General features: G+C 67.6%; 23 protein-coding genes and 1 pseudogene. 12 read left to right on the plus strand and 12 right to left on the minus strand.

The genetic code is table 11. The annotated features are described in order from the left end of the window. Nucleotides 1–30: 30 nt before the first annotated feature. The 4 genes from BW981_RS18145 to BW981_RS18160 all read left to right on the plus strand — a co-directional run bounded on the left by BW981_RS18145 (nucleotide 31) and on the right by BW981_RS18160 (nucleotide 3,555). Entirely contained in the window at nucleotides 31–990 is a 960-nt protein-coding gene (locus BW981_RS18145; protein ID WP_083712465.1) for a heme/hemin ABC transporter substrate-binding protein, read from the plus strand. A gap of 23 nt (nucleotides 991–1,013) precedes the next feature. Further along, nucleotides 1,014–2,093 carry a FecCD family ABC transporter permease gene (locus tag BW981_RS18150; RefSeq protein ID WP_139333836.1) on the plus strand — a complete coding sequence of 360 codons (1,080 nt, stop codon included), beginning with the start codon at nucleotides 1,014–1,016 and terminating at the stop codon, nucleotides 2,091–2,093. After that, the gene (locus tag BW981_RS18155) at nucleotides 2,086–2,919 is read left to right on the plus strand and encodes a heme ABC transporter ATP-binding protein (protein ID WP_076441784.1); all 834 of its coding nucleotides are present in this window, start codon (nucleotides 2,086–2,088) and stop codon (nucleotides 2,917–2,919) included. The genes BW981_RS18150 and BW981_RS18155 overlap by 8 nt, the downstream gene beginning before the upstream one ends. Before the next feature lie 120 nt (nucleotides 2,920–3,039). After that, a complete protein-coding gene (locus BW981_RS18160; protein WP_076441785.1) occupies nucleotides 3,040–3,555 on the plus strand; it encodes a L,D-transpeptidase in 516 nt (171 codons plus the stop codon). 13 nt (nucleotides 3,556–3,568) lie between these two features. Here BW981_RS18160 and BW981_RS18165 read toward each other — a convergent pair whose 3' ends face one another. Next, complete coding sequence (locus BW981_RS18165; RefSeq protein WP_076441787.1) at nucleotides 3,569–4,516, minus strand: 2-hydroxyacid dehydrogenase; 948 nt, start codon at nucleotides 4,514–4,516, stop codon at nucleotides 3,569–3,571. A 241-nt stretch (nucleotides 4,517–4,757) separates the two neighbouring features. Here BW981_RS18165 and BW981_RS18170 point away from each other — a divergent pair, with 241 nt between their 5' ends. Then, the gene (locus BW981_RS18170) at nucleotides 4,758–5,075 is read left to right on the plus strand and encodes a DUF2853 family protein (protein ID WP_076441788.1); all 318 of its coding nucleotides are present in this window, start codon (nucleotides 4,758–4,760) and stop codon (nucleotides 5,073–5,075) included. Between the two features lie 111 nt (nucleotides 5,076–5,186). Here the strand turns inward: BW981_RS18170 and BW981_RS18175 are convergent, their stop codons facing one another. Together BW981_RS18175 and BW981_RS18180 are read right to left on the minus strand one after the other, a co-directional pair. After that, a complete protein-coding gene (locus BW981_RS18175) occupies nucleotides 5,187–6,509 on the minus strand; it encodes a class I SAM-dependent methyltransferase (protein WP_076441790.1) in 1,323 nt (440 codons plus the stop codon). A 97-nt stretch (nucleotides 6,510–6,606) separates the two neighbouring features. Beyond that, nucleotides 6,607–6,831 (minus strand): DUF1674 domain-containing protein, encoded by a 225-nt coding sequence (locus tag BW981_RS18180; protein ID WP_244560371.1) that lies wholly within the window; start codon nucleotides 6,829–6,831, stop codon nucleotides 6,607–6,609. A 98-nt stretch (nucleotides 6,832–6,929) separates the two neighbouring features. On the opposite strand from BW981_RS18180, the gene htpX reads away from it, so the two are divergent. The 5 genes from htpX to BW981_RS18205 all read left to right on the plus strand — a co-directional run bounded on the left by htpX (nucleotide 6,930) and on the right by BW981_RS18205 (nucleotide 13,287). Continuing rightward, nucleotides 6,930–7,850: a zinc metalloprotease HtpX gene (gene htpX / locus BW981_RS18185; protein ID WP_076441792.1), complete on the plus strand. Its 921-nt coding sequence runs from the start codon at nucleotides 6,930–6,932 to the stop codon at nucleotides 7,848–7,850. A gap of 7 nt (nucleotides 7,851–7,857) precedes the next feature. Beyond that, on the plus strand, nucleotides 7,858–9,198 hold the full coding sequence (locus BW981_RS18190) for an RsmB/NOP family class I SAM-dependent RNA methyltransferase (protein ID WP_076441830.1): 1,341 nt from the start codon (nucleotides 7,858–7,860) through the stop codon (nucleotides 9,196–9,198). A gap of 91 nt (nucleotides 9,199–9,289) precedes the next feature. Beyond that, nucleotides 9,290–11,068 carry a heparinase II/III family protein gene (locus BW981_RS18195; protein ID WP_083712466.1) on the plus strand — a complete coding sequence of 593 codons (1,779 nt, stop codon included), beginning with the start codon at nucleotides 9,290–9,292 and terminating at the stop codon, nucleotides 11,066–11,068. Nucleotides 11,069–11,174: 106 nt separating this feature from the next. Continuing rightward, entirely contained in the window at nucleotides 11,175–12,767 is a 1,593-nt protein-coding gene (gene purH, locus BW981_RS18200; RefSeq protein ID WP_076441793.1) for a bifunctional phosphoribosylaminoimidazolecarboxamide formyltransferase/IMP cyclohydrolase, read from the plus strand. 16 nt (nucleotides 12,768–12,783) lie between these two features. Then, the gene (locus BW981_RS18205; protein WP_076441795.1) at nucleotides 12,784–13,287 is read left to right on the plus strand and encodes a YbaK/EbsC family protein; all 504 of its coding nucleotides are present in this window, start codon (nucleotides 12,784–12,786) and stop codon (nucleotides 13,285–13,287) included. Nucleotides 13,288–13,291: 4 nt separating this feature from the next. Here BW981_RS18205 and BW981_RS18210 read toward each other — a convergent pair whose 3' ends face one another. The 5 genes from BW981_RS18210 to BW981_RS18230 form a co-directional block, all read right to left on the minus strand. Then, nucleotides 13,292–14,095 carry a DUF72 domain-containing protein gene (locus tag BW981_RS18210; RefSeq protein ID WP_076441797.1) on the minus strand — a complete coding sequence of 268 codons (804 nt, stop codon included), beginning with the start codon at nucleotides 14,093–14,095 and terminating at the stop codon, nucleotides 13,292–13,294. 187 nt (nucleotides 14,096–14,282) lie between these two features. After that, the gene (locus BW981_RS18215) at nucleotides 14,283–16,358 is read right to left on the minus strand and encodes an EAL domain-containing protein (RefSeq protein ID WP_139333834.1); all 2,076 of its coding nucleotides are present in this window, start codon (nucleotides 16,356–16,358) and stop codon (nucleotides 14,283–14,285) included. 282 nt (nucleotides 16,359–16,640) lie between these two features. After that, nucleotides 16,641–17,873 carry an MFS transporter gene (locus tag BW981_RS18220; RefSeq protein ID WP_076441799.1) on the minus strand — a complete coding sequence of 411 codons (1,233 nt, stop codon included), beginning with the start codon at nucleotides 17,871–17,873 and terminating at the stop codon, nucleotides 16,641–16,643. Beyond that, nucleotides 17,870–18,244 (minus strand): hypothetical protein, encoded by a 375-nt coding sequence (locus tag BW981_RS18225; protein WP_076441801.1) that lies wholly within the window; start codon nucleotides 18,242–18,244, stop codon nucleotides 17,870–17,872. The genes BW981_RS18220 and BW981_RS18225 overlap by 4 nt, the downstream gene beginning before the upstream one ends. Nucleotides 18,245–18,246: 2 nt before the next feature. Beyond that, a complete protein-coding gene (locus BW981_RS18230; RefSeq protein ID WP_076441802.1) occupies nucleotides 18,247–20,481 on the minus strand; it encodes a TonB-dependent receptor in 2,235 nt (744 codons plus the stop codon). Between the two features lie 228 nt (nucleotides 20,482–20,709). Here BW981_RS18230 and BW981_RS18235 point away from each other — a divergent pair, with 228 nt between their 5' ends. After that, nucleotides 20,710–21,792 carry a helix-turn-helix transcriptional regulator gene (locus BW981_RS18235; RefSeq protein WP_175624170.1) on the plus strand — a complete coding sequence of 361 codons (1,083 nt, stop codon included), beginning with the start codon at nucleotides 20,710–20,712 and terminating at the stop codon, nucleotides 21,790–21,792. 262 nt (nucleotides 21,793–22,054) lie between these two features. Here BW981_RS18235 and BW981_RS23680 read toward each other — a convergent pair whose 3' ends face one another. The 4 genes from BW981_RS23680 to BW981_RS18260 form a co-directional block, all read right to left on the minus strand. Beyond that, on the minus strand, nucleotides 22,055–22,366 hold the full coding sequence (locus BW981_RS23680) for a DUF2933 domain-containing protein (RefSeq protein WP_076441806.1): 312 nt from the start codon (nucleotides 22,364–22,366) through the stop codon (nucleotides 22,055–22,057). A gap of 104 nt (nucleotides 22,367–22,470) precedes the next feature. Further along, entirely contained in the window at nucleotides 22,471–23,979 is a 1,509-nt protein-coding gene (locus BW981_RS18250) for a multicopper oxidase family protein (RefSeq protein WP_076441808.1), read from the minus strand. Nucleotides 23,980–24,086: 107 nt separating this feature from the next. Continuing rightward, entirely contained in the window at nucleotides 24,087–24,488 is a 402-nt protein-coding gene (locus BW981_RS22705; protein WP_139333835.1) for a hypothetical protein, read from the minus strand. An 18-nt stretch (nucleotides 24,489–24,506) separates the two neighbouring features. Next, on the minus strand, nucleotides 24,507–24,812 hold the full coding sequence (locus BW981_RS18260) for a hypothetical protein (RefSeq protein ID WP_076441812.1): 306 nt from the start codon (nucleotides 24,810–24,812) through the stop codon (nucleotides 24,507–24,509). 225 nt (nucleotides 24,813–25,037) lie between these two features. On the opposite strand from BW981_RS18260, the pseudogene BW981_RS22710 reads away from it, so the two are divergent. Next, nucleotides 25,038–25,359, plus strand: a pseudogene (locus BW981_RS22710) (hypothetical protein); the annotation flags it as partial.

Raw genomic sequence — 25,359 nt, forward strand, 5'->3', positions numbered from 1 at the left:
CGGTGACGGACGCCGCGGAGGAGCGACACGATGTCGACAGGCAAGGCTTCTCATCCGCAGGTCACGGCCGGCAGCCCGGTGTCCCGACCGAGCCGGCGCGACGCACTCGCCGCGCTCGGCCTGGCAGTTCCGGCGCTTTCGGGCCTCCTCGGCGCGCCCACCTTCGCGCAGGCCGCCACGGACCGCATCGTGGTCGCCGGCGGCGTCGTCACGGAGGTGATCTATGCGCTCGGCCAGCAGGACCGCGTGGTCGGCGTCGACTCGACCAGCCTGTTCCCGGCCGAGGCGCTGAGGCAGAAGGCCAATATCGGCTATGTCCGCGCGCTGTCGGCCGAGGGCGTGCTGTCGCTCAAGCCGACGCTCCTCCTGCTCATCGACGGCGCGGGGCCGCCCGACGCAATTTCCCTGCTGACCGAATCGGGTATCCGCATCGAGCGCATCGCCGATGGCCAGACGCCGGAGGGCGTCGCCGTGAAGATCAGGGCCATCGGAACCGCGATCGGTGCGGCCGAACCGGCCGCACGCCTTGCCGACCGGACCGCGGCGAGCTTCCGCGAACTCGACGACCTGCGCAGCCGCCTCGGCCGGAAGCGGCGCGTGCTCTTCGTGCTCTCCCTGCAGAACGGGCGCGCGCTGGTCGGCGGCCGCAACAGCTCGGCCGACGGGATCATCGCGCTTGCGGGGGCCGAGAACGCCGCCGCCGCGATCGAAGGCTACAAGCCGATGACGGACGAGGCGATCATCGCCGCCGCGCCGGACATGATCCTGATGATGAGCAATGGCGGCAACCACCGCACCACGGCCGAGGAGTTGTTCGCGCTCCCGGCCTTCTCGCAGACGCCGGCCGCCGCAGCCAAGCGGCTGGTCCATATGGACGGGCTCTATCTCCTCGGCTTCGGCCCGCGCACGCCGATGGCGGCGCGCGACCTGATGGCGTCGATCTATCCCGAGACGACGATTCCGCCCTTGACCACGGGCGCCGTGCCTTGACCTTCGCCGTGCCCAGTCAGGCCATGCCGACACCGTCGCTCTCCGGGCTCGTCGCAAGCCGGCGGCGGCTCGGACTGATCGCGCTTGGCGGGCTGGGGGCGGCGTGCCTGCTGCTTGCGGTCATCGCCGTCGGGCAGGGCGCGGTTGCGATCGCGCCGGGTCGCGTGGCCGCCATCCTTGCCGGCTGGCTGACCGGGAACGGAGCCGCGCTCGAGGGGCGGGATGTCCTGGTCGTGCTCAACATCCGGCTGCCGCGCGTGCTGCTCGGCCTGCTGGTCGGCGCCGGCCTTGCCGTGTCCGGCGCGCTGATGCAGGGCCTTTTTCGCAACCCGCTGGCCGACCCCGGCCTTGTCGGCGTCTCCGCCGGAGCCGGACTCGCCGCGGCGGCAACCATCGTCCTCGGCGACCGCTTCCTCGCCGGCACGCTGATGAAGCTGCCCTTCGCGGTGCTGCCCTTCGGCGCCTTTTGCGGCGGCCTCGTCTCGACGCTGGTTCTCTACGTCATCGCGACGCGCGAGGGCCGCACTTCGGTCGCGACCATGCTGCTCGCCGGAGTCGCGCTCGGCGCGCTCTCAGGCGCGCTGACCGGCCTGCTCTCCTTCGTCTCCGACGACCGGCAATTGCGCGACCTGACCTTCTGGTCGCTCGGCAGCCTGGGTGGCGCGAGCTGGACCAAGCTCTCGGCCGTGGCCCCGATCATCCTGCCGCTCCTGCTCCTGATGCCCTTCCTGGCACGGGGCCTGAACGGTCTCATGCTCGGCGAGGCCGAGGCCTATCATCTCGGCATCCCGGTCCAGCGGATCAAGGCGATGGCGATCCTGCTGGTCGCGCTCGCCGTCGGGGCAAGCGTCGCGGCAGCCGGATTGATCGGCTTCGTCGGGATCGTCGTGCCGCATCTGGTCAGGCTCTGGGTCGGGCCCGACCACCGCCTGCTGCTGCCGCTGTCGGCGCTGGGAGGAGCGATGCTGCTGGTGGCGGCCGACATCGTCGCAAGGCTGATCGTCGCGCCGGCGGAACTGCCGATCGGCATCGTCACCGCCGCGCTCGGCGCGCCTTTCTTCCTGTGGCTGCTGCTGCGGCGCACGAGCCTCCTCGATGTCTGACGCCGCCACGCACCCACCGATCCTGTCCGGCCGCGAGCTCGGCTTTTCGGCCGGTGGCCGCGCGCTCGTGACGAACGCCTCGCTGGACCTGCTCGCCGGAACGACCACGATCGTGATCGGCCCCAACGGCGCCGGCAAATCGACCCTGCTGAAGCTCCTGACCGGCGAGATCGCGCCGGCCGGAGGCGAGATCGACATCGGCGGCGAAGCGCTGCGCGCGATCCCGGGCTGGCGCCTCGCCTGCCAGCGGGCGGTGATGGCGCAGCATGCCAGGCTCGCCTTCCCCTTCAGCGTCTATGAGGTCGCCCGCCTCGGCGTCGACGGGATCGGCCGCGCGCTGCCGCGCCCGCGCCGCGAGGCGATCGTTGCCGAATGCCTGGCCGCTGCCGGCGTCTTCGACCTCGCGGGCCGCAGCTACCAGACCCTGTCGGGCGGCGAGCAGCAGCGCGTCCAATTCGCGCGCGTGCTCTGTCAGCTCGAAGCGGGCAGGAGCATCGCCGAACGCCAGTTGCTCTTCCTCGACGAGCCCATCGCCAGCCTCGACCTTTGTCACCAGCTCGCCTTGCTCGACATGGCCCGCAGCATCGCGGCGCGCGGCGTCGCCGTGCTGGTTGTGCTGCATGATCTCAACCTTGCCGTGACCTACGCGGATCATCTGGTCGTGATGGATCGCGGCCGCATCATCGCGCAGGGCCCGCCCGCGCAAACGCTGGACGACGCGCTGCTGCAGCAGGTCTTCCGGGTCGACCTCTCGCTCAGCCGGGCTCCGGCGCCGGGGATGCCCTTCCTGCTGCCGCAGCAGCATCGGGGCCGGCCGGCGGCCTGAGCCGCGATTCACCACCGATTCATGCTGAATCCGCGTGCCGCACGATTCACCATATCGCTCAACGCCGGATTCAAGCTCCCGGGGCCACTGTTTCGCTCATCTTCGAGCGGAGCCAGACCGATGTCCCGAGCGCTTGTCGTCGCCAGTCTTCTCGCCTGCGCGATAGTGCCTGCCCTGGCGAGCCACAGCCAGGCCCGCGAGGTCGTCGAGCTGCGCGACGGCCGTTTCCAGCCCGGCACAATCCTGATCCGAACCGGCGAGAGGCGCCTTTATTACGTCTACGCACCGGGCGAGGCGATCCGCTACACCATCGCGGTCGGCAAGGCCGGCAAGCAGTGGCGCGGCGTCAAATATGTCGAGGAGCTGCAGGTCGACCCGGCCTGGAGCCCGCCATCCGAGGTCAAGCGCGACAACCCCCGCCTGCCCGACGTCATCCCCGGTGGCTCGCCGCGCAACCCGATGGGCGCACGGGTCATCGGGCTCGGCCCCGGCGGCCAATATGCCATCCACGGCACCAACATGCCGCAGACGGTCGGCACCGCCGCCTCCTATGGCTGCTTCCGCATGCACAACAGCGACGTGATCGATCTCTACGCCCGCGTGCAGATGGGCACGCCCGTCGTCGTGATGCCCTGAAGCATCGCCGGATCTAGAGGCTGACCGGCGAAAGCAGCGGCCGGCCGGCGAAGAAGGCGTCCAGATTGCCGAGCAGCAGCTCCTGCTGCGCGACCTGCGCCGCCTGCGAGCCGGCGGCGATATGCGGCGTCAGCACCGCATTCTCCAGCACCCTCAGCCGTTCCGGCACATTGGGCTCATGCTCGAACACGTCGAGCCCCGCCCCGGCGATGGCGCCGTTTTCCAGCGCCGCGCACAGCGCCTCTTCATCGACGGCGATCCCGCGCGAGATGTTGACCAGATGGCCTTCCGGTCCAAGCGCCTTCAGCACCGCCGCATCGACGGCATGGCGGTTCTCTGCGCTCGCCCTCACCGACACCATCAGCACGTCGGCCCAGGCGGCCAGATCCGTCAGCCCGTCGAAGAAGCGGTAGGGCAGGCCGGCGCGCCGCGAACGGTTGTGATAGCCGATCTCCATCTCGAAGGCCGCCGCCCGCGTCGCGATGCGGCTGCCGATGGCGCCGAGCCCGTAGATTCCGAGTTTTCGGCCCGCCAGCCCCGGTACGAACGGCATGCGTTCCACCGCATTGCCCTGCCAATGCCCGCCGCGCACGAAGCGATCGCCCCGCGGGATACAACGCGCCGTCGCGAGCATGAGACCCATGGCGAATTCGGCGACGCTCGTCGCATTGGCATCGGCCGCGTTGGTGAGCTGGATGCCGCGCGCCTTGGCGGCGGCCCGATCGACGCCTTCGATGCCCGTTCCGTAGCAGCCGATCAGCCTCAGCTTCGGCAGGGCATCGATCAGGGCGGCATCCGTCTTCTGGCTGCCGATGGTCAGCAGCACCTCAGCCTGCTCCGCACCGTCCGGCAGCGCATCCGGCGCAGAGCGCTCCATGGGACCGAGCAGCCGGAAGCGCTCCTCCAGCCGCGCCACCAGCGCGGCGGGCATGCGGGGTGCCATCAGGACGGTCGGCTTCATGGGAGCGCCTTTCGCGGATGCTGCATCGCAACACCGGACGCAAGAGGGCTCAACCCACATCGCCGCCGCAACGCTATCCGCCACGCGCATCGCCGGCCTGCGACGAAAGCAGCACGGCGCAGGCCCTCCTGCCATCCGCGAACATGCGAAAGCCCCCTCGCACGCCGCGGAAAACCGCGTTAACCTTCGCGGGCGACACGCAACCGCCTGCGGTTGGCGCAGGCTATGAGGGGGCTACCGGATGGACCATCTCGCCGACCTGAAGAAGTTCGCCACAAAGCCGATCAACGAAGCGGCCTTCGCCGGCATGTCGAAGGCCTATGCGCTGGTGATGAGCAAGTCCGACACCCGCTACGTCGCCTGCTCGGATCCCGCCGAGATCGAGCGCGTGCGCGAGAACTTCCTCAAGAAGAAGCTCGGGCTGACATCCGGCGATCTCGACGGCTCGATCAAGGCGGTCTGCGAGGCGATGAAGGCCGATCGCACCAAGTCGCGCCTGACCTTCTACTACCTGCTCGCAGAGCATCACGGAAAGCTCGACCTCTTCGTCAAGGCCTGACGCGGCTTCGGACCGGAAGGTGGACGCCACTTTTCGAAGCCGCCCGCCGCTTCGGCGATCACGTCGATCGTCGCGCGCCCGGCCGGGTGCGCGACGATCGAGGCCGGCGCCTCACGCCGGCCGCTTGCCCCAATCGGCATAGAGATCGGCGCGTGTCAGCGGCAGGCCGGATGAGCCCTTGCGGCGCTTGGAGACCAGCGTCTGGTTGATCAGCGCCCCGCCGCGCTCGAAGGCCAATGAGCAGCCCGCGAGGTAAAGCAGCCACATCCTTGTCCGCTCCGGGCCGATCTCGGCTTCCGCCTTGGCCTTGTTGGCGTCGAGCCGCTCCCACCACAGCCGGGTGGTGCGCTGGTAGTGCTCGCGCCAGCCCTCGACATCGTGGACCTCGAAGCCATGGCGCTCGAGATTGGCGATCGACATGCCGAGATGGTCGAGCTCTCCGCCCGGGAAGATGTAGCGCACCAGCGCCCTGTACTCCGCCGGCATCTTCCGAAAAGCCTTGTCGGTCTTCTTGGCCCGCCGCGCGATCGTGTGGTGCAGATAAAGGCCGCGCGGCCGCAGCAGCCTGTTGACGGCGCGGAAATAGGTCGGGTGATTGGCGATGCCGACATGCTCGAACATGCCGATGGAGGAGATCTTGTCGAACTCGCCCTCCATCTGGGCGAAGTCCTTCAGATGCAGCGTAACCTTCCCTTCGAGACCCCAACGCGCCACCTTCTCGCGGGCATAGGCGAGCTGCTCCTCGGCCAGCGTCACGCCATGGGCCTCGACGCCGTAATAGCGCGCCGCATGGCAGACCAGCGCGCCCCAGCCGCAGCCGATGTCGAGGAAGCGGTCGCCGGGCTTGAGCCGCAGTTTCCGGCAGATCATGTCCAGCTTGTCCTGCTGGGCGCGGGCGATGTCGCCGTGATCCTCGGTGAAATAGGCGCAGGTGTAGACCATCTCCTCGTCGAGGAAGAGCCGGTAGAACGCGTTCGAGACGTCGTAGTGGTAGGCGACGTTGGCCTTGTTCGTCGCGGGGTCGCCATCGCGCGCGATCTCGTCGCCCTTGCGGTGGCTGACCGCGTCCGCCGCCTTGCCCGGCGCGAACAGGAAATGCCGCAGCACGTCGAAGACGGCACCCTTGGGGATGGTGCGCGCCAGCCGGCCGATCTTGCCCTCGGGCCGCGCCGCGGCAAGGTCGAAGACCGAGCCGTTGAGGATCGAGAGCCGGTCGGTGATGTGCAGGTTGAGCACCGTGTCGAGCTTGGGCTTGCGCAGCAATGCGGCGAGCACCCCTGCGTCGGCGATGCCGATGGCGAGCCCGTCCTGCGGCCAGCCCACGGGAACCATGCTGCCGTCCCACAGCCGGAATCCGAGCTTCAGCCCCAGTTTCTCATGCGCCTCGGCCAGAAGACGCCGCAGGGCGGCGAGGCGCTTGTCGTTGCTGTCCATGCCGTGAGAATCCGCTCCGTTCCGGCTTTTGTTTGGACGCAACCCGGCCGGTTGGCAATCATTGCGGGAGCAGCCGCCAGGGCCCTGGCACAGGCGCTCAGAAATCGCTGGCGATGCCCTTCACTTCCCAGTCGTCGTAGCGCACCGGCTCCAGCCCGCCACGGCCGTTCACCTCGCGGGACTTCGACAGCTCCGCCGCCCTGGCGTCGATCGCCTCGCGCCGTGCCTGCGCTTCCGCCAGCGCGCGCTCGGCCGCTGGCGAAAGCGGCTTGCGTGGGGTCTCGCCGGCCGTGTCCGTAGAGCCGGTTTCGTCGCTCATCATCCCTCGCCTCCCTTGCAGGACCGGGTTTCGATCCACCACATAGGGCAGGATCGCGCCCCGCGCGAGGGCCGCCCGGACGAGAGCGACAAGAGGAACCGATGAATTACGTCCGCACCGGAATGCTGATGGCGGGTCTCACCGCGCTGTTCGGCGCGGTCGGCTATCTGCTCGGCGGCAGCGGCGGCATGCTGGCGGCGCTCGGCTTTGCCGTCGTCACCAATCTCTTCACCTACTGGAATTCCGACAGGCTGGCCCTCTCCGCCTATAACGCGCAGGAGGTCGACGAGCGCTCTGCGCCGGAACTCTGGCGCATGGTGCGCGACCTCGCCGCCCGCGCCGACATGCCGATGCCGCGCGTCTACCTGATCCAGGAAGACCAGCCCAACGCCTTCGCCACCGGCCGCAACCCGCAGAACGCGGCAGTCGCCGCCACCACCGGCATCCTGCGCACGCTGAGCTATGAGGAGCTGGCGGGCGTGATGGCGCACGAGCTCGCCCACATCAAGAATCACGACACGCTGACCATGACGATCAGCGCCACCATGGCCGGCGCGATCTCCTCCCTCGTCACCTTCGGCATGATGTTCGGCTCGCGCGACCATCGCCCGAATGTCATCGTCCAGATCCTGCTCGCGATCCTGGCGCCGATGGCGGCCGCCATCATCCAGATGGCGATCTCGCGCTCGCGCGAATACGAGGCAGACCGGCTGGGCGGGCAGATCTGCGGCAATCCGGTCTGGCTCGCGGACGCGCTCGCCAAGATCGCCGCCGGCGTCAGCCATGTTCCGAACGAGACAGCCGAGGCGAAGCCTGCTACGGCGCCACTCTTCATCATCAATCCCTTGACCGCGGGTGGCATGGACAATCTCTTCTCGACGCATCCCGACACCGGCAACCGCATCGCGGCGCTCATGGAACAGGCCCGCGCCATGGGCGTGAGCCGCGGCGCCGCGAGCTTCACCGCGCCCGGGGCAAGCCCCTGGAGCAGCGCGCCGCGCCAGCCCGGCCCGTGGGGTTGAGATGACCATGCCCGCTTCCGAACAGGCGAATGCCACTCCCTCCGATGCACCCGGCCTGCCGGCGCGGCGCCTCGCCGCCAGCGTCGTCGACGAGGTGCTGCGCGCCCGCGTCTCGCTGGACGAGACGCTGGAACGGCTCCTGCCGGCCGCCGGGCTGGAGCCGGCCGACGCCGCGCTCGCCCGCGCCATCGCGATCACGGCCTTTCGCCGCCTCGGCACCATCCAGCACGCCATCGACGAGCGCCTGGACCGGGGCAGCCCGCGCAATTCCGGCCCGTTCGAGCCGATCCTGACCGCTGCCGCCGCCCAGATCCTCTTCCTCGACGTGCCGGATCACGCCGCCGTCGACATCGCCATCCGGCAGCTCCACGAGGACCCGCGTTCCGCCCGCTATGTCGCGCTGGGCAATGCGCTGCTGCGGCGCCTGGCCCGGGAGCGGGAGGCGGTTCTTGCAGAAGCGCAGGCCGACCCCTTCCGCGATGTGCCCGAATGGCTCGCAGAAAGCTGGTCCGCCGCCTATGGCGAGGAAGCTGCCCGCGCCATCGCGCTCAGCCATCGCGAGGAGCCGCCCCTCGACATCAGCGTCAAGGCCGACGCCGCCGGTTGGGCCCAGAAGCTCGACGGCGTCCTGCTGCCGACCGGTTCGATCCGGCTGCGGAGCCGGCAGTCGATCACCGACCTGCCCGGTTTCGCCGACGGGGCATGGTGGGTCCAGGATGCCGCGGCCGCTTTGCCGGTGAGGCTGATCGCGCCGGCACCGGGTGAGCGCATCGCCGATATCTGCGCCGCGCCCGGCGGCAAGACGGCCCAGCTCGCCGCCGCGGGCGCGAGCGTGACGGCGCTCGACCGCTCGGCGCCGCGGCTGAAGCGGCTCAAGGCCAATCTCGCCCGGTTGGGTCTGGAGGCTGAGATCGTCACCGCCGATGCCACCACCTGGAAAGCCGAGCCCTTCGACGCGGTGCTGCTCGACGCGCCCTGCAGCGCGACGGGCACGATCCGCCGCCATCCCGACGTCGCCTGGACGAAATCGGAGGAGGATCGCGACCGGCTTGGCGCGCTGCAGGCGCGCCTGCTCGACGGCGCCGCCGCGCTGGTGAAGCCGGGCGGACGGCTCGTCTACTGCACCTGCTCGCTGGAACCGCAGGAGGGTGAAGCACAGGTTGAGGCCTTTCTCGCGCGCCATCCCCAGTTTCATCGCAGCCCGGTCAGTGCCCACGAGATCGGCGATCTCGCTGTCGCCATCGATGCCAGGGGCGATATCCGCACCCTTCCGCCCCAATTGCCCGGCGAAACGCCCCGGCTTTCGGGATGGGCGGGATTTTACGCAAGCCGCCTGATCAGGCTATGACGGCCTAGAGGATTCGCGCGGGGGACCGCGCCGTTTCCGAGGGGGTCGGCGCGGCACGAGGCTGCGCCCGGAAGCGGAGCGTACGGGGGATTTGAGCGCCTGGTCCGAGCGTCGGGGACTGGCTCAGGCTGCGATCGGGCGCGCGGCGCGGCGCACCCGTGGCCAGGTGGTCGCGGCGACACGCCGGCTCTGGCCCTTCGGCCGCAAGCCGGCGAGCCGCCTGCTCTTTGCGCCCCACGATCTGCGCACGGCAGACCCGACCACGGCAGCCGATGTCTATGCGGGCTACTATGCCTTCGCCGGGCGCACCCTGCGGACTCATGGCGAGTCGCCCTTCGAGGTCGAGCCGCCGAGCGAGGCCTGGGCCGAGGCGCTCTACGGCTTCGCCTGGCTGCGCCATATGCGAGCAGCCGACACCGCGATCGCCCGCGCCAACGCACGCAGCCTCGTCGAGGACTTCATCCTCAGGCGCCGCGACCGCACCGAGATCGCCCGGCGCCCGGCCGTCGCCGCCCGCCGGGCGATCTCGCTGCTGTCCCATTCGCCGCTGCTGCTGGAGGGCGTCGACCACGCCTTCTACGACCGCTTCGTGCGCCACGTCTCGCGCCTCGCCGACCGTGTCGGCCTTTCGCTCGCGGGAGCCGTCGAGGGGGCGGACCGTCTGAACGGGCTGATCGCGCTGGCCTTCGCCGCCATCTGCCTCGACGGGCAGGATGCCCGCCGCCGCCGCATCGAAACCCTGCTCTCCGACGAACTCGACGACCAGATCCTGCCCGATGGCGGCCATCTCTCGCGCAACCCGCGCCTGCTGATCGACCTGCTGCTCGACCTTTTGCCGCTCCGCGAAACCTTCGCCGCCCGCGGGCTCGAGCCGCCGCGCGGCGTGCTGACGGCGATCGAACGGACGATGCCGCATCTGCGCCTGTTCCGGCACGGCGACGGGGCGCTCGCGCTGTTCAACGGCATGGGCATCACCCCGCCGGACCTGATGGCGACGCTGTCGGCCTATGACGACGCGCGCGGGCGGCCGACCGAGCACGCTGCCTATTCCGGCTACAGCCGGCTCGCCGCCGAGCGCAGCGTCGTCGTGGTCGATGCCGGTGCGCCGCCGAAGGGCGCCTATTCCGTCGAGGCCCATGCCGGCTGCCTCGCCTTCGAGTTTTCGAGCGGCGCGCAGCGCATCATCGTCAATTGCGGCGCGAGCCGTTTCGGGCCGCCCGAGCTGAAGCTGGCCGCCCGCAGCACCGCGGCCCATTCGACCCTTGTGCTCGACGATCGCTCCAGCGCCAATTTCGGCCGCGTACTCGGCGAAATGCGGATCATCTCCGGGCCCGCCGATGTCCGCGTCGCCCGGCAGGACGGCGTTGACGGGCCCGAATGGGTCGCCAGCCATGACGGCTATCGCTACGCGCTCGGCGCGGTCCATACCCGCCGTCTCCAGCTCGCCCGCGATGGAACCGAACTCGCTGGGGAGGACGAGATCGCGCTCGGCGGGTCGCACACCGCCTTGCCCGCCGCGGCCCGCTTTCACCTCCATCCCAATGTCCGCGCCAGCCTCGTGCGCGACGGCAGCGGTGCGCTGCTGGCGCTCGCCTCGGGGGAAGTCTGGAGCTTCGAGGCCGGCGGCCTGCCGCTGGCTCTGGAAGAAAGCCTGTTCCTCGCTTCGGCGGACGGTCGGCGCCGCACAGAGCAGATCGTCGTGGCTTTCGATGCCGTCGCGACCCCGCGCATCGCCTGGCGCCTGCACCGCATCAGCGCCGCCAATCCACGTGCCGGACAGACAATCGCGCAGATCCTGGCGGAGCGACAGGACGCTGCTTCCGGGCCGGCCGACACGGTGCCGGGCATCGATCTCCCGCCCGACGCGTGACGCTTCCGCGACGGCGGCTTTTGCCTTTCGCGCCGCAGCATGATAGCCCGCGCGCGTCGATCATGGGTCGACGGCCTGCCCCGCCACACAGCCGGATCTGATCCCGATGCCGAATGAGCTTCGCCGCGTCGAACGCGCGCTTCTTTCCGTTTCCGACAAGACCGGGCTGATCGACTTCGCGCGCGCCCTGCACGGCCTCGGCATCGCTTTGGTCTCGACCGGCGGCACGGCCAAGGCCATCGCCGAAGCCGGCCTGCCGGTCAGCGACGTGTCCGATCTCACCGGCTTTCCGGAGATGATGGACGGCCGGGTCAAGACGCTGCATCCGAAGGTGCATGGCGGCCTGCTCGCGGTCCGCTCGCATCCCGAGCACCAGGCCTCGATGATCGGCCACGGCATCCAGCCGATCGACCTGCTCGTGGTGAACCTCTACCCCTTCGAGGCGACGGTGGCGGCCGGCAAGCCCTATGACGACTGCATCGAGAACATCGATATCGGCGGCCCGGCGATGATCCGCGCCGCGGCCAAGAACCATCACGACGTTGCCGTCGTGGTCGAGGCCGCGGACTACGCCTCTGTTCTTGCTGACCTGACCGCCCAGAAGGGTGCGACGACGCTGACGCTGCGCCGCAAGCTCGCCCAGAAGGCCTATGCGCGCACGGCCGCCTACGACGCCGCGATCTCGAACTGGTTCGCGGGCGAGCTCGGCGACACCGCCCCCGCCTTCCGGGCACTGGGTGGACAGCTTGCCGAGACGATGCGCTATGGCGAGAACCCCCATCAATGGGCCGCCTTCTACCGCACCCCCGAGGACCGCCCCGGCGTCTCGACCGCCCGGCAGGTCCAGGGCAAGCAGCTCTCCTACAACAACATCAACGACACCGACGCCGCCTTCGAGTGCGTCGCGGAGTTCGATCCCGTCGCGAGCGCGGCCTGCGTCATCGTCAAGCACGCCAACCCTTGCGGCGTCGCCACTGGCGCCTCGTTGCTCGACGCCTATGACAGGGCCCTGCGCTGCGATCCCGTTTCCGCCTTCGGCGGCATCGTCGCCCTGAACCGCAGGCTCGACGCCGAGGCTGCAAAGAAGATCGTCGAGGTCTTCACCGAGGTCATCATCGCTCCCGATGCGGACGAGGAGGCGATCGCCCTGATCGCCGCCAAGAAGAACCTGCGCCTGCTGCTGACCGGCGGCCTGCCGGACGTCCGCGCGCCGGGCCTCGCCCTGCGCACCGTCTCCGGCGGCTTCCTGGCCCAGTCACGCGACAATGCCGTGGTCGACGACATGGAGCTCAAGGTCGTGACCAAGCGCCAGCCCAGCGAGCGCGAACTCGCCGATCTGCGCTTCGCCTTCCGCGTAGCCAAGCACGTCAAGTCGAACGCCATCGTCTATGCCAGGGACCTCGCGACCGTCGGGATCGGGGCCGGCCAGATGAGCCGCGTGGATTCATCGCGGATCGCGGCCTGGAAGGCGGCCGAGGCCGCGAAAGCCGCCGGCCTGCCCGAGACGCTCGCCAAGGGCTCCGTCGTCGCCTCCGACGCCTTCTTCCCCTTCGCCGACGGCCTGCTGGCCGCGGCGGAGGCCGGTGCCACGGCGGTGATCCAGCCCGGCGGCTCGATGCGCGACGATCTCGTCATCCAGGCGGCGGACGAAGCCGGCCTCGCCATGGTCTTCACCGGCCATCGCCACTTCCGCCACTGATCGGAAGGGCGCCAGGATGAGCCTCGACTCCGTCCGCGCATTCTTCGCAGCCCATGCGCCCGACATCCCGGTCATGGTGACCGAGCAGAGCAGCGCCACCGTTCTGCTCGCGGCGGCGGCGCATGGCGTCGAGCCCGGCCAGATCGCCAAGACGCTGTCGCTGCGGATCGGCGATGAGGTCGTCCTCGTCGTCGCCCGGGGTGATGCCAGGCTTGACAACCGCAAGGCCAGGGCCGCGCTCGGCGGCAAGCCGCGCATGCTTGGGCAGGAGGAGGTCGAGGCCCTGACCGGCCATCCGGTCGGAGGCGTCTGTCCCTTCGGGCTCGCCACGGCCCTCAAGATCTATTGCGACGTCTCGCTGAAGGCGTTCGACGAAGTGGTGCCGGCCGCCGGATCGACCCACAGCGCCGTGCGCATCGCGCCGGAGCGCATGGCAGCGCTGACCGGCGCCGAATGGGTCGATGTCTGCCAGGACCCGGCGGCGCCGGGAGAAGCCGGCGTCGGCCCTGCGGAAGCCTGACGCCTCAGCTCTTGATCGCCGCGATCAGTGCCATCGCCGCGGCCGGATTGCGGACCTTGTCGCCGCTGATGACATAGAGAAAGACGTCGCGCGCCTGCGCCCTGGCCGGAGGGGCAAGGGTCTCCAGCCCCTCGGGCACGCCGCCCTCGGCCCAGACCTGCGTGGCCTTCGCCCAGCGCTTCAGCCCGGCCTCGGAATAGCCCTTCGGCTCGGCCTCCTTCGTGCCCATGATGCGGGCATAGACGAAGGGCGCCGTGACATCGGCGATCTGCGTGTAATCGGCATCGGCTGAGGTGATGGCGGCGACCCCGTAGTCCCGCAGCAGCGCGACGAAATCGGGCGAGCGGAAGCTGTCATGGCGCACCTCGACCGCATGGCGCAGCGTGACCCCGTCCAGCTCCTTCGGCAACAGCTTGAGGAAAGCCTCGAAATCACCGGGCTCGAAGCGCTTCGTCGGCATGAACTGCCAGTTGATCGGCCCGAGCTTGTGCTTGAGTTCGGTCAATCCGCTGGTCAGGAATTTCTCGACCGAGGGGCCGGCCTCCGCCAGCACCTTGCGGTTCGTGCAGAACCGCGAGCCCTTCAGGGCGAAGACGAAATCCTCCGGCGTCTCCTCCCGCCATCTGGCGAAGCTCTCCGGCTTCTGCGAGCCGTAATAGGTCCCGTTGATCTCGATCGAGGTCAGATGGCCGGCCGCGTATTCCAGCTCGCGCTTCTGCGGCAGCCCGTCCGGATAGAACGTGCCGCGCCAGGGTTCGAACACCCAGCCGCCGATCCCGATGCGGACCGCTCCCGCCGCCTTCGCCATGATGCGCTCCTCTGCAACAGGCCGATCCTGCCTGTCCGGGGCTTTGGCGGCCACCGGTTTTTCGCCCGCGGACGGTACCGTGCGGCAGCCGCCGATCCTGTCAGGATCGCCGCCCTTTCAGAAATGCAAGCAACGTCCCGACCGGCTTTACGCGGATCTTGGAAGGCCGGTCCGGGCACAAGACTCCTCAAAGCCCTGTTTCGACCGCCTGCCAATCGAGAAGGGTCTGCGGAACCTTCTCCCGCTGGAGAGGCCTTGCATAGAAGAACCCCTGAGCCGAAACGCAGCCCACATCGCGCAGGCGCGCGGCCTGCTCGGCGTTTTCGACCCCTTCGGCCGTGGTGTGCATGCCCATGGCGTGAGCGAGGCTGACGATGGCGGCGACGATTGCAGCGTCGCTCTCATCACTGATGAGGTTGCGCACAAAATTCTGGTCGATCTTGATGTGATCGACCGGGAACTGCTTGAGATGCAGCAGCGAGGCGAAGCCCGTCCCGAAATCGTCGAGCGCGATCGAGATACCGGCTTCGTGCAGCTTGTTCAGGATCAGCGAGGCCGTCGCCGTCCGGCGCCCGAGGAAGGCCGTTTCCGTCACCTCGACCTCGAAATGTTCCGAGGAGACCCCCGCCTCGTCGAGGATGCCGATGATTCTGTCGGCCAGCCTTGGATCGGAGATCTCGGCCGAGGACAGGTTCACCGCCACGCGGCCGCAGGCGAGACCCCGATCCAGCCATGATCGAACGTCTGCCACGACCTGGCGGATCATCTGTTCGCCGAGCTCGATCGAAATGGCCTGCTCGGCGAACATCGAGCCGAAATAAGCGGGCGTGAGAACCCCCTTGGCAGGGTGCTTCCAGCGGGCGAGGGCCTCGAGGCCGACGATCCGGCCCGTCAGCAGCGATATCTTTGGCTGATAATAAGGAACGAACTGGTGGGCCGCGAGGCCTTCGCGGACATCGCGGGCGATGGTCACCCGATGTTCCATCGTCTCGCGGGCGGCGCTGGTATACACCACCGCCTGGCTGCGCCCCTGCTCCTTCGCGCGATAGAGCGCGATGTCCGCGTCCTTCATCAGTTCGATGGGGTCGCGGTGATGCTCCGGGAAGGTGGCCAGCCCGATGCTGAGCGTGGTGGAGAGCGCCCGGCCTTCATGCTGGAACGGGGCACGGAGAGCCTCGACGATGTCCGCGGCCCGTGCCGTCGCTTCGCTCCCTTCCCCGATATCGGCAAGGATGATGGCGAACTCGTCGCCGCCCAGACGCGCCACGGTGTCGCCCGCTCCGACAAAGCTTCCAAGCCGCAGGGCCGCTTCGCGAAGAAGCAGGTCTCCGACCGCATGGCCGAGCGTGTCGTTCACATCCTTGAAGTCGTCGAGATCCAGCATCAGCAGTCCCACGCCGGTTCCCGAGGCCTCGGCCTTCGTCAGCGCCTCGTTGAGGCGGAGCTGGAAGAGGGCCCTGTTCGCAAGGCCCGTCAGGGGATCATGATTGGCGGTGCGCCAGATCGCTTCCTCGGTGGCCTTCCGATCGGCGATGTCGAAGGTCAGCCCGATCAGCCGGTTCCGCTCCTTGCGCTCCGCCCTGACCGCCAACCATGTTTGCGATCCGTCGGGCGCGAAATAGCGCATTTCGGCAGCGCCGCTCCCGTCGGCCATGACGGCACTCCAGAATGCCGGCACTTTCTCGCGGTCATCGGGATGAACCCTCGCGATGAAATCGGCTGCCGGCCCGGAGGACAGGCCGAGCAGCACCAGGGAATTCTCGGAACGATCGACCCACTGCGTCTCGAGATCGAGTTCCCAGGCCGCCATCCTGCTGGCCTGCAGGGCGAGCCGCAACCGCTCCTCGCTGACCCGGATCGCATTCTCGGCCGCCTTGCGGATCGTGATGTCGGTGAAGGTGCGGACCATCCCGCCATTGGGGAGGCGGTTGCTCCGGACTTCCAGCACCGTCCCGTCGGGTCTCTGCCTCTCGTAGTCCAGGATTTCGACGGTGATTCCCTCGTATTTGATCGCGCGAAGGAGCTCCTTGGTGACCGTGCCGAATTCCCCTTTCTCCAGTTGCCAGCGCTTCACCGCCTCGAAGGAAGGATTGGATCGCATCAGGTCGTGGGGCAGGCCGAGCAGATCGATCGCGCGCTGATTGCAGACGGCGACGTATCCGTTGGCATCGACCATCATGATGCCCTGTTCCACATGCTCCAGGACGGCAGTCAGGAGATCGCTGTCGACGGGGAATGATCGAGCTATGCGCTGAATGTTCAAGCGGCCGCCTCTCCCCAAGCTCAGGGTCGCTCCAGCGTAGGGCTGCGTCGCTTTCGAAATGCTGAAAGATCGTGGTCGAGGTTTGCCATTCCATGCGAATTGCAAGGCAGTGCAGGGCCGCCTGTCTCGGCGCGAATCATCTCTCGCGTCGCCGGAGCGGTCAGCAGAGGCCGGGCGGGGAGCAAGCCGTTCTCGTTCCGCAGCACCATCCCGCTCCGCGAGCCCGACGCGCCGCGCCGAACTGGAGACAGCCCCGGTCGAGGCATCGGCCCTATTTCCGCGTCACCGCGGGTTTTGAGAGGCGATCATCCTCACCGCCGCGACAACGGCCGCCGCGGATATCGCGGACGCGACCGAGAACAGCCCGCCATAGCCCATCGTGTCGGCAAGCTTGCCGGCGATCATCGACCCGGCGAGATAGACCAGCAACTGCGCGCAGGCCAGGATGGTGAAGTCGGTCCCAGGCTGTTCCGACGTCGTCACCGCCATGAACAGCGAGTAGAGCGCGACGATCTCCATGTAGCGGATCAAGGTCTGGAAGCCGGCTGCGCCGAAGAGGGGCCATGCGCCGGTGAAGACGCCCAGAGCGTGGCCGGCGAAGAGCAGAAAGCACAGCGTCCGCAAGCCCCCGAGCAGCGCCAGGACGAAGGCGAGCCCACGCATCCTGACCATCCAGGCGGCAAGGATAGAGCCGCCGAGCCCCGCCGTCGTCGCCGAGATCCCGGAAAGATAGCCGATCTGGCTCAGCGGAACACCCGCATCGACGAGATAGGCCCCCTCCATCGCCTTCACGAGGCCTTCGCTCGCCCGATAGATCAGCGCGATCCAGAGAATCTGGCGCGCTTCCGGACGCTTCAGGAAGGCGCGGATCGAAGGCCTTGGCGCACGCGCGTCCGGCACCGGGTCGGTCTCGCGCATCATCGCGGCCGCGATCAGCGGCAGCAGCGAGACGGCCGCGATCACGAGAAGCATGCCGGTCCAGCCGATATGCTCGTAGAGCACGAGCCCCAGCGTCCCGCCGATCACCACGCCGAAGGCGATCGAGCCGCCCTGGATGGCATTGCCGATCGGCCGATCGGCTTCCGGCAGATACTTGGCCGCATAGCCGTCGGTGGCGATGTCCTGCGTCGAGATCAGCAGCGAGGCGACGAGGCCGATCGCGATGATCCAGCCGACCTGTGTCGGCCCCACCGCGATCAGCGCCAGCATCGTCGCGATCACGCCGATCTGGGTGATGAAGACCCAGCCGGCGCGATGCGCCCGGGCGAACGGCCTGATCCGGTCGATCCAGGGCGCCCAGATGAACTTGAGCACCAGCGGCAGCAGCAGGACGCTCATGTATCCGATGGCGGTTCGCGAGACCCCGATCTCACGCATGATCGGGGGCAGGGCGGCGACGAAGAGATAGGACGGGATCGACTGCGCCAGATAGAGCCCGCCGAGCACCGCGAAGAGCCGCTTGCGGCCGATCGATGGCTGCGCTGCGACGCCGCCAGATGAGGTCGTCGCGCTCATGATGTGGCTGCCAGCTGCCGGAGCAGGAAGGCGCGGCCGACCGCCTCGTTCCGGTCCGCGATGATCGGGAACGGCCAGAGTTTGCGGAAGGTCTCGGCCGTCTTCTCGCTGGCATCGGGCCGCACGATGGCGCAGGCGCGGCAGAGCCGCCCGACCTGCGCCCGCGTCGCCTTGAACCAGAGCGCCTGCTCGCGTTCGCCGGCCTGGGAGAGGCCCCGTCCTCCGCCGAACACGGTCAGCAGCGCGAAGGGGCGCTCCTGCCGCCCGATCTCGGCGAGCGCATCGAGATAGGCCCGCTCGTCTTCGTCGCGATAGGGCGGCAGGAAGCGCAGCGTCACGATCGAATCGTCGCCGATATCGAGGCTGACCATGCTCAGAACGTCTTCTTGAAGCCGAGCGTCACCGTGCGGCCCCAGGCATAGTTGGCGAGGTTGCGCACCGAGGTCGCGGTCGGGTTCTGGTAGCTGCGATCGAACAGGTTGTTGACCGCGACATAGGCCTCGCCGGAAAGGACCGGGGCCGTCAGCGCGACATTCATCGTCGCGCCGCCCTTGAGCTTGTAGCGGGTGCCGCGCAGATCGATGGCGACGTCGCGCCCGGAGAAGCCCTCGCCCTCGACCCGGAGGCTGACGCCGTTCGTGAAGCGGTAGGTGCCATGGAGCATGCCGCGCCAGGGCGAGCCGATGCGGTTGTTGGGCAGGTTGGAGTCAAGCCGCCCGTCGCCATTGGTGTCGTAGCGGCCCTCGCGAAACGAGGCGACGGTGCCCATGCTGAACTGCTCGCTGAAGGCGTAGTCGCCGGTGAACTCGAAGCCCCAGATCCGCTCCTTCTGCTGCGACAGCGTGTTCGTGACCGCATCGAAGGTGACGCCGTCCTCGGAGGTGCTGACATAGCCCGACAACGAGCCCTTGAAGGCGCCGTAGCTGCCGCGAACGCCGAGTTCGTAATTGTTGACGATCTGGGCCTCGGGCGCGATCGATCCGTAAGAGATGCTGCGCCGGCTCGCAGGCAGGCAGTTCGGCAGGGCGACGGGGCAGGCATAGGCGGTCGAGATGCCGGCCCGCCGGGTGAAGGCTCCGACATCGGGCAGCGCGAAGCCCTGCGAGAAGCCGCCGAATATCTCGCTCGATTCCGACAGCTTCACGGTCGCGCCGATATTGGCCGTCAGGGCCGAATAGTCGAAGTCGCCGCCGGTAACGTTGAGCGCCGGCAAGACGAAGCTCTGGAAGCCCTGCGCATTGTTCGCGGCAACGGCGGCATAGGCGGCGGGTCGAACATAGTCCGACACCGAAAGCGCGAAATGCTCGTAGCGGAGCCCGCCGCGCAGCACGATGCGCTCGCCGATCGGGATCTGGAGCTGGCCGAAGCCGGCCGCCGTCGTCTGCTTGAGCGGCGTGAACACGTCCTGGCCGCTGGTCAGCGTCTGCCAGGTCTTTTCCTGGATCAGGTCGCCACCCCAGGTCAGCTTGGCGGCGGGCAGCAGCCTGTCGAGCGGCGTGTCGATCGTGACATTCGCCCCGCCTCGCTGCGAATAGAGCGTCGTCTGGTTGGCCGGACTCGTCGGCGCGAGCGGGTTGAAGGAGTAGTAGACCTGGCTGTTGTAGGGATAGGAGAAGGTCGAGAAATTGAAGCGCTTCTTGATGTCGTTGTAGAAGCCGAGAACGTTGAGCTTGCCGAGCGCGAAGTCGCTGTCGGTGTAGCGCAGCGAGATCGACTTGGTGTCCTCCAGCACGCTCTGGCCGTTGTAGAGCTGCGTCCGGTCCGGCCGGGCGAAGGGCGCGGCGTAGTTCGTCAGGTATTTCGGATCCTGGTCGAAGGCGATCAGCGAGCCGTTCAGCTCGATGCGCTTGCTGGCGTCGAAGTCGTAGCCGAGCTTGGCCAAGAGGTTGCCGGCCTTGTAGCGGTCGCCGCCGCCCTGTCCGAGCAGGCCGTCGGAAGGCAGCTCGCGCCCCGACCCGTCATAGGTGCGGCCGGCGCCGCGCATCTGGCCCGAGATCAGGTAATCGACGCCGTTGGGGACCTTGCCCGAGACCGTCAGCGAGGTTTCGGGCGCGAGCGAACGGCCGATATTCTGTGTGAAGGCGCGGATCGCCGTATTGACGGTCACGGTCGGCTTCCCGTCGGTCGCCTTTTTGGTGATGAAGTTGACCGTGCCGCCGGTGGCGCCTGCGCCGTAGAGGCTCGACGCACCGGAGACGACCTCGATCCGCTCGACTGCGTTGAGATCGATGAGCGACAGGATGCGCGCGACGTCGCGCAGCGGCGTGTTCAGCGGCACGCCGTCGAGCATGACGAGCAGGTCGCGGCCTCGATAATTCTCCGAGGCGCTTGAAACGGTCTGCGTCGGTGCCGAGTAACCCGGAACCAGCTTGCCGAGCGCGGCCGCCGCATTGGGGCTGAACTTGAGCTGCTGATCGATCTGCTCGCGCCCGATGACCTGCACGGATTGCGGCGTCTCGGCGGTGCTGCGCTCGGCCCGCGCCGCCGTCACCGTGATCGTGTCCAGATCGATCACCTGCTGGCTGGCCTGTGGCGCAACCTGCGCGACCGCGATCGAGGATGCGGCCAGAGCGAAAAAGCTGGTGGCAAGAGAGAGGGGTCTGAGCATGGCGGGTACCTATCGAGGGCGGCGGCTGCATCCGGCGGCGGCGGGCGGAGTTTCCGCCCGCGCTGTCGTCGATGCATTACTTGAGAAGATCACGCAGTGTTTGTTTAGAATCATCGTAATGTGATTTGATTCCGTCAGCGAATGCAGTCGAGAGGCAACGATATCTCTCTTGTTCGCTTGCACTATCGATGTCATGCCGATTTAATCTTGGACCTGCGCGAACGAGTCATGGGACTCACGCGAATCGAAGCGGCGAAGACGATGGATGTGGCGGCGGCGACACGCTCCGGGGCGCGAGAAGCAGCGGCAGGCGAGCCGCAGGCCGGGCGATCGGCTGACAGTGAGGCCTTCTCGCCCTTCTGGCTGGTGTCGAGCCAGGTTGCACGGGAGGAGGCAAGTGCGCTCTCGCGCAAGGTCTTGGGCCGCGCGGTCGCGCGGGAAGCAATGGCGGGCGACCTTGCCTTGCCCTTCGCGGCGCGCTGCGCCCTGACGACGCGGCCCGATATCGGTCTGATGTCCTGCTTCGACCCGGCGTCGCAATGGGCCTGGCCGCAGACGCAGGACGGTGCTGGACCGCGCCATGTCCTGATCCGGCCGGCTGAGGGGCGCGTCACGGTTGAGCAGGGCGACCGCCGGATCGCGTTGAAGGCACGCGAGGCGGCGGTGCTGTCGCTCGACCCCGCGGCGCGGACACGGTTCTCGCTTGTCCAGATCGGTCGGATCGACCTGATCACCCTCAGCGTGGACCGGTTGCCGGTGCTGGCCGAGCAACGCGCCCAGGATTTCATGCAACCCGTTCTGCGCGGCAATCGCGGCCTGCAGGTTCTTGCCCATTATGGAGCGCTGTTGCTGCGCGGGCTCCTCCCCTTGCATTCGGCCGCGCTTCGGGAATTGGCGGTCGCGCATATCCACGACCTGGTCGGCGCCATGCTTGCCGATCGCAGCCTGCCGGCGCCGCTTGCCGCGAGCGATCGGCGCGCTGGGCGGCTGATGGCGATCAAGGCCGACATCGAGGCACGGCTTGAGCAGCGCGACCTCGGCATCGACGTGATGGCGGGACTGCATGGCATCAGCACGCGTGCCATCCAGAAACTGTTCGAGTCGGAATCGCGGACCTTCTCGGACTACGTCCTGGAGCGACGGCTGGAGCGCGCCTGGCACCGCCTCGTCACGGTCGAGGGCAGCGGGCCGACGATAAGCGCGGTCGCCTTCGAGGTCGGCTTCGGCGACCTCTCCTATTTCAACCGAAGCTTTCGCAAGCGCTTCGGACGCTCGCCCTCTCAGGTCAGGGCAGCCAGGGCGGACGGTTGAGCAGGCTTGCTGCGCATGGCCAAATGACCATCAGCTCGCGGTTTCGCTTTGGAGGGCGGTGGCGGTATCGAGCTCTGGGTCTTGGGCGTGGGTGGGTGTTGGGCCGGTGCTTCGGGCGGGACGATCGGGGGATCGAGGCGCAGGTGATCCAGATGGGCGGGTTCTGGCTGTTTGTTCTGGGAACGCAAAAACCCCGCCTCGGGCGGAGGCGGGGTTTTTGGATTTGGTTGCGGGGGCTCGCAACTACCGATACCGACACTCGCTAGAGGTAGCGATCTGACATCTCTTGTCGCGCGCCGAGTACCCCTTTCTCATGAACGAATTCAAATCCTTTCAGGCGCGCCGAAGGGACTTGATGATCACCAGACTCCAGAAGCTGTAAGCGGAGGTCTGAGTCATGGCTCCGCTCCTTTACTTGATTGGAGTGGGCTGCTTCGGCGTTCGCGCCCCAATGACCATGGTCGCGTGGATGGCCGTGAGCATGATGCGTGGACAAGTGCATCAGGTGGCATGCGAGCAGAAGAAAAAGCGGAAGGTATCCCAGCGCATGGACACGATGCTCTGAGGTTAACAAAAGGCGGCGATCGCGACCAAGCCGCCTCGCGATCGCCAGAGACTGGGCTGCGACTGTCTAAGCGTTCCGCCTAGATTATCAGTCCTGGCTGGCGGCGCCTGCGGTCAGGGCACATAGGCGACGTACGCCATCATGCCTGTGGCCATGTGGTAGAGGTGGTGGCAATGGAACGGCCAGCGCCCGGGATTATCCGCATCGAAGGCGAGGTTGACGCGCGCCATCGGCGGCACCAGGACTGTATCCCGCACGGCCCCGGCGATCGACGCGCCGTTGATGCCGGTCACCTGGAAATGATGACCGTGCAGGTGCATCGGGTGCGCCATCATCGACATGTTGCTGAGCGCGATCTCAACCCGCTCGCCGCGTTTGACCTCGATCTTGTCGCCCCCCTCGATGCCCCATTGATAGCCCGCCATGGTCCCTGTCAGCTTCAGTGCGAAGCGGCGGTCGACCGGCCGAACGGACGGTCGTGCCAGGGCACGCAGCCGCTGCTCCAGATCGAGCCCGATGATCGGCCCCTTGACATCGCCCTTGGCGGCGATCCGGCGGATCGGAGCGCCAGTGTTCGCCAGGACGATGCCGGTCCGTTCAACTGCCCCCTCCCTCAGCGCGAGGACCGGATAGGCCCCGCCCTCCTTCGGCAGCGCCAGCCGGATGTCGAGGCGCTGCCCCATCGAGATCGGGAAGGAACGGCCGGTGACGGGCTGAACCTCTCGCCCGTCGACGGCGATCAGTTCTCCGGACAGCGCACCGCAATCGATTGTGAAGGCCGTCGCCGTCGCGCCGTTAATGATGCGCAGACGCACGCGGCCGCCCTTCTCGACCGGAACGACCTGCGGGTCGTCGAGCGTCCGATCGTTCGCCAGATAGGCGTCATAGTCGATGTCGTTGAGGTCCATCGCGGCCATGCCTGGCGCCATCGCGTGTCCCGGCATCGGCATGGCGCCGGAGGACGTCATTTGCCCCGTGCCTCCCTTCATCGCACCATGCCCCATCGCGCCATGGCTCATGGGCATGCCGCCGGCAGCCGGTGCGCTGCCCTTTAGCTTTGCCAGCAACTCCTCCGCCGGCGTGAAGGAGAAGTCGTGCAGCAGGATCACGACCTCCTGCTCGTCCCGTCTCGCCTCCTCCATGGTGCGCACGATCAACGGCGCCGCCAGCAGGTTCTGCTCCTGAAGGGTGTGGGCGTGCATCCAGTGCGTGCCCCCCGGTCCGACCGGGAAGGTGTAGCGACGCTCTTCCGAGGGGCGCAGAAGCGCCGCCGGGTTCTCCGGCACGCCGTCCATGGCCCATGGCGGAGCCAGACCGTGCCAGTGGATCAGCGTCGGCTCAGTGATGTTGTTGGTCAGGGCGATATCGAAATTCCCCCCCGCATCGAACACGAGACCGGACGCTCCGTCTGGTTGCGTGAGGCCAAAGACCCGCGCGGCCTTGCCGTTGACGTCAATCGTTCGATGGGCGACGGCGAGACGCCGGGGCGCTGTCGCCGGCGCCTCGGAGGATCCGGCGGCCCCGATGGCTTGCGCCCGGGCGCGGATTGGAAAAGCAGTGGCCGATGTGCCGAGCCCAATGGCGCCGGCCATCGAGCCGTAAAGAAATTCACGACGGTTCATGGCTGTCAGTCCTGGTGTCCCTATCGGCGAAGCCGATGTGTCTGATCAGGGCCCCGCGGTTACGAGCCCCCTGGCCGGACGCCGTTGTTTGCGGCGGCCCGGCTCTCTCAGACGGGGAAACGGGGAGGACCGAGTATCGGCGGGAAGGCGACCCCGTCGCCGGCCTGATCGGCCCATTCAAGCCGTGAATGTGCCGTCAGGCGTTCGAGAACCGCGGTATCTTCCTTGCTAACCACAGCGAGGTGGACACTGCACATTATGCCGCAGCAGTTCTTGAAATCGGTGGTCGCATGTTCTGGAGTCAGTTGAGCCTGGGATTTCGCAGTGAGGCCGGAAAGCTGTTCCAGCGCGGACTGGTGCCGGTGGTCGCCATATTCATGATCTTGACCAACATGGTCCTCGCAAGGCGCAGCCTGTGCGACTGGCATCGGCGCGACGAATAGCGCCATTGCGACCAGCGCGGCCAGCAATGCCCTCACACCTCGCGCCATATGGCGGATCCCGATCATCGGGTGCTTCCGCTCCCTTCAACCGAACCAGCGATTGAACGTGTTAAACAGGAAGGCGATTGCCACTCCAGTATAGCTGCCGAAGACGAGGCTTTGGACAGTTCCGAGTGCGAGGCTGCGCGGGTTAAATCCCGTCAATCCGAGGTAGAACTGCAGCCATGGCTTGTGGAGCCCCCAGTCCGGTGCGATCACACCCAGCAGCATGCAAAACCAGAATGAAACCGCGGCGAAGGCGGCCAGAGCCGCGCCCAACACTCCCGCGGGCAACCGCAAAGGAGTTGCTTCGATCGCTCTTTGGTCAACCTGGAAGGCGGTGTTGGCCATAGCCTTGATCCTTCCGAGTCTGACACCCCGGTGCTGGCTTCCTGCATCTTTCGACAGTGTCGCCAACCACCTTCAAGTCTGCTGACGTTGAGGGCCATGCCCGAGGAAACAATAGCGCCGTAGCAGGGTCGTGCATTGATCGAGATCAAGCTGCGGGTAGACGTGTTATGCGGGCGATGATCGCGGCACTCGCCGCATTTCCATTTCAATCTCAACAACGTCTACATGACCATGATGATGATGGCGCCGATGACGATCATCATGCTCAACTCCATGCGCTCCATGTTGCCGTCGCCGCGCCTGAACATCATCATCGGCGGCGACACCGCCATCGTCTTTATCGTCGGCTTCATAGCCATGCGGCCCCACCCGGCATCGGACTGCCGAGTTACCGCGCTCGATGAGCCCAATCATTCCGGCGCGATCCTGATGTGTGAAAAAGCCAGTATCACCGTAAGCGCCCCGCCAGCACCCTATGGATTAGGGGTTGAGGATTTCCGGAAGCGCCACGGCATGAGATCTTCGACGCCGCTTTGCGGGTGGCCGT

Source organism: Allobosea sp. TND4EK4, from assembly GCF_900156025.1.
Taxonomy (GTDB): domain Bacteria; phylum Pseudomonadota; class Alphaproteobacteria; order Rhizobiales; family Beijerinckiaceae; genus Allobosea.